The 13,372-nt window shown below is 39.9% G+C and carries 9 protein-coding genes; 4 read left to right on the forward strand and 5 right to left on the reverse strand.

Annotation, left to right across the window (positions count from 1 at the left end):
* Positions 1 to 391 precede the first annotated feature (391 nt).
* The 5 genes from ACMUMJ_RS14935 to glyA all read right to left on the reverse strand — a co-directional run bounded on the left by ACMUMJ_RS14935 (position 392) and on the right by glyA (position 8,780).
* Positions 392 to 2,671, reverse strand: coding sequence for a putative bifunctional diguanylate cyclase/phosphodiesterase (locus ACMUMJ_RS14935; protein ID WP_414679655.1), 2,280 nt, complete (start codon positions 2,669 to 2,671; stop codon positions 392 to 394).
* A 76-nt stretch (positions 2,672 to 2,747) separates the two neighbouring features.
* Positions 2,748 to 3,797 (reverse strand): ABC transporter substrate-binding protein, encoded by a 1,050-nt coding sequence (locus ACMUMJ_RS14940; RefSeq protein ID WP_414679656.1) that lies wholly within the window; start codon positions 3,795 to 3,797, stop codon positions 2,748 to 2,750.
* A gap of 228 nt (positions 3,798 to 4,025) precedes the next feature.
* Positions 4,026 to 6,902: an aminomethyl-transferring glycine dehydrogenase gene (gcvP, locus tag ACMUMJ_RS14945; RefSeq protein WP_414679657.1), complete on the reverse strand. Its 2,877-nt coding sequence runs from the start codon at positions 6,900 to 6,902 to the stop codon at positions 4,026 to 4,028.
* A 140-nt stretch (positions 6,903 to 7,042) separates the two neighbouring features.
* The gene (gene gcvH, locus ACMUMJ_RS14950; RefSeq protein WP_414679658.1) at positions 7,043 to 7,426 is read right to left on the reverse strand and encodes a glycine cleavage system protein GcvH; all 384 of its coding nucleotides are present in this window, start codon (positions 7,424 to 7,426) and stop codon (positions 7,043 to 7,045) included.
* 76 nt (positions 7,427 to 7,502) lie between these two features.
* The gene (glyA, locus tag ACMUMJ_RS14955; protein WP_414679659.1) at positions 7,503 to 8,780 is read right to left on the reverse strand and encodes a serine hydroxymethyltransferase; all 1,278 of its coding nucleotides are present in this window, start codon (positions 8,778 to 8,780) and stop codon (positions 7,503 to 7,505) included.
* A 397-nt stretch (positions 8,781 to 9,177) separates the two neighbouring features.
* Between glyA and gcvT the strand changes: the two genes are divergently transcribed.
* The 4 genes from gcvT to ACMUMJ_RS14975 all read left to right on the forward strand — a co-directional run bounded on the left by gcvT (position 9,178) and on the right by ACMUMJ_RS14975 (position 12,790).
* A complete protein-coding gene (gene gcvT, locus ACMUMJ_RS14960; protein ID WP_414679660.1) occupies positions 9,178 to 10,272 on the forward strand; it encodes a glycine cleavage system aminomethyltransferase GcvT in 1,095 nt (364 codons plus the stop codon).
* A 140-nt stretch (positions 10,273 to 10,412) separates the two neighbouring features.
* The gene (locus ACMUMJ_RS14965) at positions 10,413 to 10,955 is read left to right on the forward strand and encodes an elongation factor P hydroxylase (RefSeq protein WP_414679661.1); all 543 of its coding nucleotides are present in this window, start codon (positions 10,413 to 10,415) and stop codon (positions 10,953 to 10,955) included.
* Positions 10,915 to 12,060: a 4-phosphoerythronate dehydrogenase gene (locus ACMUMJ_RS14970; protein WP_414679662.1), complete on the forward strand. Its 1,146-nt coding sequence runs from the start codon at positions 10,915 to 10,917 to the stop codon at positions 12,058 to 12,060. Before ACMUMJ_RS14965 ends, ACMUMJ_RS14970 begins: the two co-directional genes overlap by 41 nt.
* 10 nt (positions 12,061 to 12,070) lie before the next feature.
* Entirely contained in the window at positions 12,071 to 12,790 is a 720-nt protein-coding gene (locus ACMUMJ_RS14975; RefSeq protein ID WP_414679663.1) for a flagellar brake protein, read from the forward strand.
* Positions 12,791 to 13,372 lie beyond the last annotated feature (582 nt).

The raw sequence follows: 13,372 nt of genomic DNA on the forward strand, positions 1-13,372 counted from the left end.
AATATCTAGTGAAATTATTTGAAGAACTTCCGAAGCGCAATACAGAGGACAGCCTAGAAGACCTGCTGCCTTGGAATATTAAGCTCTAAGATAGAAACAAGGTGTGGTTTGCCGTACGCTTACACTTCTCCTGTTGTGGTAAAAAAGATACTTCATAATCGGCCTCGTCATTGCTGACAACAAACCCCGTTTCTGAATGAGCTATTGCCTGTGCAATGCATAATTTCTACGCGTCTGACAGTTAATCTGCATTAAGTACGACACCTGCGGGGGGCATCTGTTCCATTTACTGTAAATGAGCTGACCAGCGCGACTTCGATGTTCATTTTTAGCCTTATTTTATTCAATTGGCTATTTGGAGGCGATAAAGATATTTCATTGTCGTTGAATATTATAAGTTAGTAGGGTGTTGCGGTTCTTGAAATTTTTCATGCAATATGAGCACAAGATCGTCGAATGGAATGGGTTTGCTTAAATAGTATCCTTGCATGAGGTGGCACCCGTACCACATTAAATGATCCATTTGTTTTTTGGTTTCAACGCCTTCGGCAATAACTTTTAAATTATAGAGTTCAGCAAGTGAGAGTATGATGTTCAGTAGAGAGTGCTCATCCTTGTTTATATTTTCTAGTGTGTCAATGAAGGTTTTATCAATTTTTAGCGTGTCTACTGGAAATGACGACAACTGGTTAAATGAGCTATAGCCAGTGCCAAAATCGTCGAGTGAAATTTTAACATTGAGAGCTTTAATCTTGTGAAACAGGGATAGGCTTTTGTCATCGATAGACACGAGGCTGGTTTCTGTGATTTCCAGCTCGATTTTCTGAGGGTCAATTTTATATTGAATAATACGCTTTTTTAATTCAGAAGGGAACGCGTCGTTACCTAATTCCATTCCAGAGATGTTAATGGATAGGTAACCTTTAAAATTGTGTTGTTTCTTTAGCGTTTCAAAATTTTGGAAGGCATTTTCCAATACCCATAAGTCAATGCTGCGAATCAAGCCAGAAGATTCTGCAATAGGAATAAACTCATCTGGGCCGATGGACGTTTTTGCTAATTCAGGGCAGCGTAGAAGCACTTCGAAGGCTTCTATTTTGCAAGTTGCAGTGTTGTATATTGGCATGAAAACCAATTTCAATGCATTTTGGTTGAGCGCGTTTGAGAGTGTTTGTTCAATAAACTGTCTGCGTTTTGTCTTCTGATCAATGTTGGTGGAAAAAATGCAGTATTGATTTTTACCGTTTTCTTTTGCCGCGTACATGGCTGCATCTGCGCAACTAATGAGCTCTTTCGCTTCTGTAGCATCCGCTGGGAAGTGTGCGATACCGATGCTTGCATAGACATTGTGTCTGGTTTTTTCGACTAAAAATCCATTGTTAAACAGTGAGTTTATATCATCTACTATATCTAGCAAATTGTTGTTGTTTGAAATGCTTGCAATAAATTCGTCACCAGAGAGCCTAGCAAGCGCGTTTTTATAATGGGTGTTAGGGCTTGAATTGGAGCGTTCATTATTGGTAATTTCAGTAAGTTTTTTACTGAATTCTACTAATAAATCATCTCCTGTTGCGTGACCATATTGATCATTTACTTTTTTGAAGTTATCTAAATCGATGTAAATAATTGAAAATTCCCAATCGTTCTTTTTTGCTATTTCGATTGAATTTTGTAAGGAGTATAGGAAGCTGTTTCTATTTAATAGTCCTGTCAATGAATCATTGCGTAAAAGATTTAGGTAGGCGTTATTGAGTTCAGAAATCTCATCATTGTTATCAATGTAAGAGAGGTGGATGTTTTTATCGTGCTCGGATGCTTTGATTTTCTTTGATAAACGTAACAAAGGCTTTATCAAGTTTTTAAAGAAAAGAGATCGTAGAATATAATAAGTAATTAAAGCAATGATGAATGCTAATAGATAAATTGAGTAAAAGATTTGCTTAATGGATTTTTCAAATTGTGGCCCATCTGATATTAATGTGGCGGTATAAAGTGAGTTGGTTAGGGTGGATTTTTCTAATTGGATATTTGTTTCGAACATATCCTCGGATAGCTTTTTCGTTGTGTTTCTAGTTAATAAGGTTTGGTAATGTAAACCTAATGAGTTTTCTAAATTAGGATCAATGGCGATATTGCTGGTAATAATGGCGTAAGAAATGCCTTTAGCATTTGAAATAAGTAAGTTTAAGTCGGTAAATAATCTGGCTGAAAAAGGCTGTATAAAACCGATAATAGGTTGTCCATCGGTGTCTTTATTAAAAAAATGTGTAGGGATATGGCGTTTTTCATCATTCATACTGAGCCAAAGCATGCTGTCTTTTGGAATGGGTTCAAGGCGACTTTCATCAAATGGAGAGGTATTGTCCAAGCTGAAAAGCAAATTGCCTTGGTAGTCTATAAATTGAATGGCTCTAATATCAGGTAATACGGTTTTGGATTGCTTAAAATGCAAAAATAAAATGTCTTCAATAACCACATTTTTGAGGAAATTGTCGCTTTGCGTTGCGCCATCAATCATCTCTGGGCTGTTCAATATTTGCCTGATGATTCCTTCCAGAATTTTCTTTTTAAACATTGTGTTGTGATGCAGCAATACCAAAGTCTCCTCGGATTGAAGAGTCAGTTCATTCTTTTTCTCATCAACAAGAGAAAATATTGCAAATGAGGACACTGCAAAAAAAACCAATGTAAGAATTGGGAGCAGAACCCAATTCATTCGAGTGACAAGTTTTATAAGGCAATCCTCACTATTGATCTAACGTTAACGCGTTCATCATTTTTTGTCTGATTTTGTAGCTTGCTGGTTTTAATGTTCTATATGGGTGACTTATATCAATAATCGCCTGAGTGGGGTAGAGTTCAATGTTGTCTAAAATGTCTCTGGGGAGGTGTTTTAACGCGTCTTTATTCACGGTTGTTATGTGAGCCTCCACAGAATTTAGCGCGGCTATTTCAGGTTGATTGATAAAATTAAGAAAATCAATGGTGGCCTGTTTGATTTCTTTGTCGGCAGGTAGACTGAGGCAGTCAACCCACAGCATTGTTCCTTCTTTAGGTATAGTATAAACCCAGTCATTTTGTTGAGTCTTAGTTATTATCTCTTCGATATCACCTGAAAAAGCCAAGGTCATTGCCATTTGGCTGTTTGTTTTGTGTTCGTTCGCATAGGTGATGCCGTACTTATATTCGAGTATATAAGGCTTTTGATCGAGCAATACATTATATGCTTTTTTAAGCTCAGTCACATTTTCGCTATTCGGATCTTTTCTTAAATGAATGAGTGCAGTTTCGGTGAGTGTGGTGGCATCGGTTTGAGCAATAATGCGATTTTTGAATACATCGTTTGGATAGAAAAAATCATTCCATGATTGAATGGGTTTGTCGACTAAGCTGGATCGATATGCAAGACCTGCTGTTCCCCAGCTGTAAGGTAAACTGAATGTCCCGCAACTTTCTAGCCATATACTGTCTATTAGTTCTAAGTTTTTGAGTTTTAATGGGGCTATGGGTTTTAAATAACCGCGTGCACCGAATGAATCAGATCGAGAGCTTTGAATCATAAGTAAATCAAAGAGCTTTGATTTGCCATTGGCGAATAAGCTGCCTATTTGATGGTCATTATCAAAAAAAGTTTGGGAGACGGTATGGCCTGTTTCTTTGGTAAATTGTGTAATAACGGTAGGTGATAAAAAAGCCTCCCAGTTATATATTTTAATCTCTTCTGCTTGTAATACTCCTAAGAAAACAGTGAAAAATAAAGATAGGTTTACTAAATGACATTTTGATGAAAGACGCATCGTTTAATCATCCTTATTTGTGCTGTAGATAAAATCATTCTGCTAAAAAAGAATTGCAAACTTTTGTGTTAAAGCGAGATACACAGTGTATTAGCTTAAAAAGTAAGGCTTTTGCTGAGTTTAATCATCAAATATCATGTTGCTTTTTGTTATTGAAGTGAAATTTATTGCAAAAAAAAGACAAACCGAAGTTTGTCTTTTGGGGTGTTGGTTAAACACGCATATTACTTAATCTTCATAGCTTTCAATGGGTGGGCATGCACACATTAAATTACGATCACCATAAACATTGTCTACACGGGCAACAGGCGGCCAGTATTTACGGTTTTTTATCCAGCTAAGAGGGTAAGCGGCTTCTTTACGTGTGTAGCTGTGTGGCCATTCATCAGACAGTAAGCTATCAGCAGTATGAGGTGCATGGACAATTGGGTTATCTTCTAACGTCCACTCGTCATTTTGAATCTTGCTGATTTCTTTGCGTATTTGAATCATAGCGTCACAGAAGCGATCGATCTCTTCTTGGTTTTCCGATTCAGTTGGCTCAATCATCAAGGTGCCAGCAACGGGGAATGACATGGTTGGTGAGTGGAAACCAAAGTCGATTAAGCGTTTTGCAATGTCTTCTTCTGTAATGCCTGATTCGGCTTTCAGAGAGCGGATATCAACAATGCATTCGTGTGCAACAGTATCATTGGTGCCTGTAAACAGAATGGGGTAATGCTGTTCTAAGCGCTTAGCTACGTAGTTTGCATTCAAAATGGCATGCAATGTAGCGGATTTTAGACCTTCATCTCCCATCATTTTCATGTACATCCAAGTGATAACAAGAATGCTCGCACTGCCGTAAGGTGCAGCGGAAACGGCGCCATTTTGCACTTTGTTTACCAAGTTCAATACGGTAACTGGTTTCACTGCGTGTCCCGGTAAGAACGGCGCTAAATGAGACTTAACACCAATCGGGCCCATACCAGGGCCACCGCCTCCATGAGGGATGCAGAATGTCTTATGAAGATTAAGATGAGAAACGTCACCACCAAATAAGCCCGGCGGTGCGATACCGACGACCGCGTTTAAGTTGGCACCATCAATGTAAACTTGACCGCCAAACTTATGCACGATGTCACAAACTTCTCGAATGGCTTCTTCGAATACACCGTGTGTCGATGGATAAGTTGCCATGATACAGCTGAGTTTGTCTGAGTGTTTCTCTGCTTTCTCAGCCAAATCAACCACATCAATGTTGCCGTCAGCATCGCATTTAACAATCACAACCTTCATGCCTGCTAGTGCAGCGGATGCTGGATTGGTTCCATGTGCAGAGCTTGGGATTAGGCAAATATTACGGTCATTATCACCGCGAGACTTATGGTAACGGTCTATTGCAATTAGACCTGCGTACTCACCTTGAGCGCCTGAGTTAGGCTGTAAGGACATGGTGTCATAGCCTGTGGCTTTTGAGAGCATTTCAACAAGATCATCCAATAGAGCTTGATAACCAGTGACTTGATTGTTTGGTGCGAATGGGTGGATGCTGCCAAATTCAGGCCATGTTACGGGCAGCATTTCTGATACGGCATTTAGCTTCATCGTGCAAGAGCCTAGGGCAATCATACTTTGATTTAGAGCTATGTCTTTCACTTCTAATTGTCGCATGTAACGCATTAGCTCAGTTTCGCTGTGATGGGTATTGAACACAGGATGAGACAGTATGTCGTCAGTTCTTAATTGTGCGTCATCAAAACCAACGCCACCGCTAAAGCTTTCTACATAATCTTGAGTTAATTTGAAGCCAAAGCATTCAGCCAAATCCACTAAATCCGCTGTTTTAGTGGTTTCACTGAATGAAATAGATATCGTCGAATCGGATGCGCGGTAGAAGTTCATTAACTTATCTGCGCCAGCTTGCATTATTTGATCAGTGCGATCGCCTGTTTGGATGACCAGTGTATCAAAATGACTATTGTTTAATGTGAAGCCGTTGCTATTAAGAGATTCTGAAAAGCAGTGTGTTAGGTTTGCGACGCGATTGGCGATGCGTTTTAGGCCTTGTGGCCCATGGTAGACAGCATAAAAGCCTGACATCATTGCTAATAATGCCTGCGCGGTACAGATGTTGGATGTGGCTTTCTCGCGACGTATGTGTTGTTCACGGGTTTGCATTGCCATGCGCAGAGCTTTGTTACCGTGACGATCAACGGAAACGCCGATAATACGACCTGGCATTGAGCGTTTGTAAGCGTCTTTAGTGGCAAGGAATGCAGCATGTGGACCACCAAAGCCCATCGGAACCCCAAAGCGCTGGCTTGAGCCAAATACAATGTCTGCGCCCATTTCGCCCGGTGACTTTAATAAAACAAGAGACAGCAGGTCTACTGCAACACTGGCAAGGGCTTTTTGTTCGTGACACTTAGTAATAATAGGTGCTAAGTCTCGTACTGAGCCGTCTGTGCCTGGGTATTGAATAATGGCACCGAAAATATCATGCGATGATAGGTTTTCAATGTCATCAATAATAATGTCAATGTCTAGCATCTCTGCGCGAGTTTTTACGACATCGATGGTTTGAGGTAGGCAATTACGTGCAACGAATAAAAGATTGGACTTCTTTTTGTTTGAGCGTGCCATGAGTGTCATGGCTTCCGCCGCTGCGGTTGCTTCATCTAGTAATGATGCATTAGAAATTTCCATTCCCGTTAGGTCAATGATGACCTGCTGGAAGTTTAATAGCGCTTCTAAGCGACCTTGAGAAATTTCAGGTTGGTAAGGTGTGTAAGCCGTATACCAACCAGGATTTTCTAATAGGTTTCGTAAAATAGGAGAAGGCACTAATGTATCATGATAGCCAAGACCGATGAAAGACTTCGCGATTTTGTTTTTGGAGGCGATGGCTTTTAAAAGAGAAAGAGCGTCATTTTCTGTGATAGGTTGCTGGCTCATGTCTAGATCGTTTTGACGAATGGATTGAGGAATGGTTTTCTCAATCAGCGCATCTACACTCTTTAAGCCAATGGTTTCAAGCATGGACTGTTTTTCAGCAGTATCAGGCCCTATGTGGCGGGCAATAAACTCATCGTTTCCAAGAAAATCACGAATGCACGAAGTCATGGTAACTTAACACCTTTATAAATTTGTGGAGGAGGGTAAAGCATCTTGCTTCTCAATAAGTGAAAAGCAAGACCTGTGCCACACTGTTGGGAAGTAGCAATGTTTGAATTGCCATTCAACAATGTGTGATCAATAACGGTTTATTCAATAACAGTCTGGTAGCCAGCAGCGTCTAAAAGGTCGTCTAAATCAGAGGCGTTGCTAAGTTTGATTTTAGCGATCCACGCACCTTCAAATGGCGCGTCATTGATCATTTCTGGTTCGTCAGAAAGAGCTTCGTTTACTTCTGTAACTTCACCAGACACCGGTGCGTAGATATCGGAAGCCGCTTTAACTGATTCAATAAGAGAGAATTGCTTTGTTGCCGTCACTTCTGCGCCGACTTCTGGAAGTTCAACATACACAACGTCACCCAATAATTCTTGAGCATGGTCAGTAATGCCTACTGTAACCGTTCCATCTCCATTATCTAGAACCCACTCATGGGATTCAGCGTATTTTAAGTTTTCTGGGATGTTGTTCATAATTTAGCCTCTATAAATGAGCCTGAAATCATAAAAATGAATTTCAGGCTGTGTATTTCTGCGCGGATAAAGTGACTTAACGATAAAGTGGGAAGCGTTTACAAAGCTCAAACACCTCTTTACGTACACGAGCTTCTACTTCTGGGTTTCCTTCAGGCATTGCAACTAGACCATCTAAAACATCGCTGATTAGGTGACCAATTTGGCTGAATTCTACTTCACCAAAGCCACGGCTTGTTGCTGCTGGTGTACCTAAACGGATACCAGATGTCACCATTGGTTTCTCTGTGTCAAATGGAATGCCATTTTTATTACAGGTAATGCCAGCACGCTCTAGCGCTTGGTCCGCTACATTACCTTTCAAACCTTTTGGACGAAGGTCAACTAGCATTAGGTGAGTATCTGTACCACCCGTTACAACATCACAACCACGTTCAATCATAACAGCTGCAAGTGTTTGAGCATTTTTTACGACTTGTTTTATGTAATCAGTAAATTCAGGACGCAACGCTTCTCCAAATGCAACGGCTTTAGCGGCGATAACGTGCATTAATGGACCACCTTGGTATCCGGGAAAAACAGCTGAGTTGATTTTCTTACCAAGAGCTAAATCATTAGTAAGTATCATACCACCACGAGGGCCGCGAAGTGTTTTATGAGTGGTTGTTGTGACAACATGAGCATGTTCAAGAGGAGAAGGGTGAACACCCGTTGCAACTAGTCCTGCAATATGAGCCATGTCAACTAATAAATAAGCGCCAACTTTGTCTGCGATTTCACGGAAACGTTTGAAATCAATAGTTCGTGGGATTGCAGAACCGCCAGCAATGATCAGTTTTGGTTTGCATTCAATTGCTTTAGCTTCAACCGCATCGTAATCAATATTTAATGTTTCTTCAGATACGCCATATTGAGCAGCATTAAACCATTTTCCTGATTGAGCTGGTGGCGCACCGTGAGTTAAGTGACCGCCTGCCGAAAGTGACATGCCAAGAATGGTATCACCTGGCTGCAAAAGTGCTAAAAATACGGCGCCGTTTGCTTGTGCGCCAGAGTGTGGTTGAACGTTGACAAATTCGCAATTAAACAATGCTTTTGCACGATCGATAGCTAGTTGTTCAGTAATGTCTACTTCTTCACAACCACCGTAGTAGCGCTTTTCAGGATAGCCTTCAGCATACTTGTTCGTTAAAACCGAGCCTTGAGCTTGTAAAACTGCTTTGGAAACGATGTTCTCTGAAGCAATTAATTCGATGCCAGTTTCTTGACGTTCTCCTTCTTTAGCCAAAGTTGAAAAAAGTTCTGCATCGCTTTGAGCCAATTCTTGGCTGAAAAATGTGTCGGTATTAGCCATTCGTAAAATTTCCTCTATATTTAATACAAGTACGCACAGGTGTGCAAAGTTGTCGCGTATATAATATCACTAGCTTTACTTTTAATAATGAAAAAATATCAACTTTTTAGTACTTCTGGTCATTATTGATGCTGTCTTAATGTCTAAATCATAGAATAAAAGTTTCCTATTGGAAACAAGCTTTTCTTGAAATATTTTTCTCTGTAAGAAATTTTTGCTTTTTTGAGTGAGTTGATTCTGCTTTCTAGCTTTTTTTCCTTGGTTGCTAGCGCTTTATTAGTCAGGTAAGCGGATGCTCTTATGAGCTTAAAATAAAGATTTTTCTCTTGTAATTGGAGATTAAAAATAGTTACCCTGTTTCTTATTGGAAACTAAATAATGTCTATGGGGCAATGTCATGAAAAAAACACCGTTATTTGATTTACACCTAGAAGCTGGCGCTAGAATGGTTGAGTTTGCGGGATATGAAATGCCCGTTCAGTACCCTTTGGGTGTGAAAAAAGAACATTTATGGGTGCGTGAACATGCCGGTTTATTTGATGTGTCTCATATGGGGCAAGTCATGTTGTCAGGAGAGAATATTAAAATTAAGTTAGAGGAAGTTTTACCTGTTGATGTATTAGGATTGGAGGAAGGCAAGCAAAGGTACGGTTTGTTTACCACTGCGGATGGCGGTATTTCAGACGATTTGATGTTTGCGAACTGGGGAGATGAGGTATTTGTTGTTGTGAATGCTTCTTGCAAAGAGCAAGACATTGAGCATATGAAGGCATCGCTCGTAGGATGCAATGTTGTTCCTGTTGAAAATAGAGCTTTGCTGGCGTTGCAGGGTCCATCTGCTCGTTCTGTTATGTCTGAGCTTGTTCCTGAAGTGGCTGATATGGTGTTCATGCACAGTAAGAAGTTTGTTTGGAATGGCGTTGAGCTTTGGGTAAGTTGTTCTGGTTATACGGGCGAAGATGGTTATGAAATTTCTGTTCCTGCAGAAGATGCGGCAAATTTATCAAATGCATTGCTTTCTTATTCAGAGGTTGAATGGATTGGTTTGGGTGCGCGTGATTCTCTGCGTTTAGAAGCGGGTTTGTGTTTATACGGTCACGATATTGATGTAACGACAACTCCGGTTAGCGCTTCTTTAAATTGGGCTATTCAAAAAGTCCGTCGTTTGGGTGGTGAGCGTGAGGGTGGTTTCTTAGGTGCAAATAAAATTTTGCCAGAGTTTGACACTAAGCCAATGAAAAAACGTGCTGGTTTTATTGTTGATGGTAAAGTGCCTGTTAGGGAAGGCTGTGAAGTTGTTAATGAAGACGGTCAAGTGGTTGGTTTGGTTACAAGTGGTGGTTTTTCCCCTTCTCTATCTGTACCGATTGTAATGGCTTATATTCAAACCGAAATGTTAGATTCAACACTTTGTGCTGTTGTTCGCGGTAAAAATATCCCTCTAATTAAAACGGCAATGCCATTTGTTTCGAGTAATTACTTTAGAGGGTAAATGTTTTTATTCTTCTATTTTATATAATTCATCCTTTCATTTAGTCATAAAAATGACGCTGAAATTTCTACACTTTATTGTGTGGTTTTTTTTGTGTTTGTCGGATATAACTGTACTTGTGTTTTTGATAGAGAGGTGTTGTGTTTTCAGCTGATGAATTAATCTTATGCTTTAATGGATGCTTTGAGCGGAGTCATCATGTAAGGCTTGTTGGTGGGGCAAGTGAGCCATTGTACAGCCCAGGTGCAGGCGGTGATGTCCCTGCAAAAATTCATTTTCGTTTGGATTATGTTTCTAGTGCTTTGCATGAAATTAGCCACTGGTGTGTGGCTGGTGATGCGCGTTTGCAACTCGAAGATTATGGTTATTGGTACGAACCTGATAATCGTACTTTGGAGTTGCAAAAAAAATTTGAAGCAGTTGAAGTAAAGCCTCAGGCCATCGAAAAAGCGTTTCATTTGGTGTTAGGTATTCCTTTTAGGGTGAGTGCTGACAATTTAAGTCTTCAAGATTATAGTACAGAGCCTTTTGAGGGCTTGGTTGATGATCAGTTTTTGAGTTATGTAAATAATGGCTTTCCTCAAAGAGTAGAGGCTTTCTGTATGTATTTATTGGAAACTCAAGGTATTCATAAGGCGTTATATGACCTTCTTAAAGAAAAAATTACGCATCATTGCGGATGAAAATATGCCCAAAGTGGCGGAGCTTTTTTCGACTTTTGGTGATGTTACTTTAGTGGATGGACGTAGTCTGACGAACAAGCAGGTGCAGGATGCGGATGTGTTGTTGGTTCGGTCTGTGACCAAAGTTAATAGGGCGTTGTTGCAGGACTCAATGGTGAAGTTTGTTGGCACGGCAACCATTGGAGTGGATCATATTGACCAGTCTTACTTGATTGATCATGGTATTGATTTTGCGAGTGCTCCAGGTTGTAATGCGAATGCTGTTGCCGATTATGTTATTAGCTCCTTGTGTTATTTGCATTCTAACAAGGGGGTTGATTGGCTCTCTAGTGAAATTGGCGTTATTGGTTTTGGTAATGTAGGTCAGGTCGTCCACAGTCGACTAAAGAGAGTTGGATGTGACTTAGTTGTCTATGATCCATATAAAAGGGAAGAAGGTGATGTTTCTTTTGTTTCTTTAGATAGAGTGATGCAGTGCGATATTATTTGTTTGCACGCTCCTCTTACATTGAGTGGGGAGTATCCTACTTATCATATGGTTAATGATGTTATGTTGTCTCAATTGTCGTCTGGCGCGAGTATTATTTCAGCAGGGCGCGGTGGTGTAATAGATGAAAAGGCCCTGTTAAAACGGTACGATGAATTAGATTCCCAGCTTAATTTGATTTTTGATGTTTGGGAGGGGGAACCTGATATTTCACGTGAGACATTATCGATAGTGGATGTTGCGACGCCTCATATTGCTGGCTACAGTAAGCAAGGTAGAGAGATTGGAACGTTAATGATCTTTGAGGCATTTGTAAAATATTTTAATTTGAGCGTGTCGAATAATTTCAAAGATTGTATTTCAAAAGGGTTTATTTCATCTATAGTATGCATCGAAGACGAGCGAAATCTCGATGTTGTTTCTAAAGTTGTTAATTCAATTTATGATGTTATGCATGATGACAGCTATATGCGGTCTGTTTATAAGGGGCGTAAGCAGGATGCAAAATCATTTGATGTTTTAAGAAAGAATTATGTTGAGCGCGATGAGTTTAATACATGTCGTGTTAATAATAAAAATTTTTTTACGGAATTAGGTTTTTCTGGCCGTATTGTTTAAAGAAGGTTGCATGGCAGAGTTAATTGAATCTCAATTGAATGATCTAGATATCGCTTTGGGGGAGAGTGCTCAAATAGAGTTTATTTCGCCATCTTCCCGTCATATGGTGAAAATTGTCGGCTATATTCCGAGTCGTTCACTGATTCTTACTTGCCCAAAAGTAAATGGAAAAAGCATTATTGTTCGTGATAGTCAGGTTGTAAATGTTCGTTTGATGTTAAATACATCGGTTTCTGCTTTTTCTAGTCAAGTTGCGAAAAGCTACTTAGACCCCACTCCCCATCTGCATATCGCATACCCTAAGTTTGTTGAAACTTCCGTTGTTCGTCAGGCTATGCGTATCGAAACAAAGCTTATTTGTGCGTTGGATACGGTTAAAAATGAACACAGTATTTTGGCTGCATCAAACGGTATTATGATCGATTTAAGTGCTGGGGGAATGAAGCTGATATCAAAAGAAGACATTGGTTCGGTTAATGCTAAGATGAAAATGGCGGTTAACATCAAAGTGGCTGGTTATCCTCACCTTCTTAAATTGGAGTGTGAAATTCGTTCTCAAGAAATTCAAATGCTTGAACAAGTGCAGGCGAGTATAGTGGATAATGATTTCCTGACAAAAATGGGAGCAGAGTACTTTTTTGTTTATGGTGTTCGATTTACAAATATGACTAAAGAAGTGGCTATTATCTTAACAGCATACATTCTTGAAAAACAAAAATACAATTTATAAGTGAGCGGCCAAATCCTTTAACTAAGTTGTGTGTAAATACATTGTGTAAAAATATAAAGACGGTGAGGTTATTAATTTAGTGTCACTGTTTTTTTTTGTCCTGAATAAAAGAGGTGGTGTATGGTTTGATCTTATCTCGAACAGGTACTGTCTTTGATAGATAGGGCAGGAAAGTGGTTCAAGTTTGTATATATGGGTTCTTTTGTTTGGGGTGAGTGATTTGATTGAAGGGATTAGGTATTGCAAGGTAGGTGAGGAAAATAAATCTGCGGCCAGATGAATAAGGACGGGAATATATGGGATTGATTCAATGTCGGATTATGGTTGCTTTATTCAATATGTTATTGGCTTGTGAGGCCCCTACTGTAATAGGTAACGGTTTGAAAGTGATTGAATCGGTGGCGAGTTGATGGGGGAATTAATAGATAAGCAGGGTGGGTGGTGAATGTGTCCCTACTTATCTAGGGAAGGTGCGAATAAGTCTACTAAGACTCGCAGGGCATGGTCTAAAAGCCAGTATTCTTTGTTGAGTATCTCGAAAATAGGCCAGCTATTCACATTCGATACTCGCCTCGAATAGCC

The organism is Marinomonas phycocola, from assembly GCF_047525455.1.
In the GTDB taxonomy this organism is placed as follows: domain Bacteria; phylum Pseudomonadota; class Gammaproteobacteria; order Pseudomonadales; family Marinomonadaceae; genus Marinomonas.

Excerpts from the sequence above, each read along its gene's own strand:
- ACMUMJ_RS14940 (WP_414679656.1), bottom strand. The coding sequence starts at position 3,797 with ATGCGTCTTTCATCAAAATGTCATTTAGTAAACCTATCTTTATTTTTC.
- gcvP (WP_414679657.1), bottom strand. The coding sequence starts at position 6,902 with ATGACTTCGTGCATTCGTGATTTTCTTGGAAACGATGAGTTTATTGCC.
- gcvH (WP_414679658.1), bottom strand. The coding sequence starts at position 7,426 with ATGAACAACATCCCAGAAAACTTAAAATACGCTGAATCCCATGAGTGG.
- glyA (WP_414679659.1), bottom strand. The coding sequence starts at position 8,780 with ATGGCTAATACCGACACATTTTTCAGCCAAGAATTGGCTCAAAGCGAT.
- gcvT (WP_414679660.1), top strand. The coding sequence starts at position 9,178 with ATGAAAAAAACACCGTTATTTGATTTACACCTAGAAGCTGGCGCTAGA.
- ACMUMJ_RS14970 (WP_414679662.1), top strand. The coding sequence starts at position 10,915 with ATGACCTTCTTAAAGAAAAAATTACGCATCATTGCGGATGAAAATATG.
- ACMUMJ_RS14975 (WP_414679663.1), top strand. The coding sequence starts at position 12,071 with ATGGCAGAGTTAATTGAATCTCAATTGAATGATCTAGATATCGCTTTG.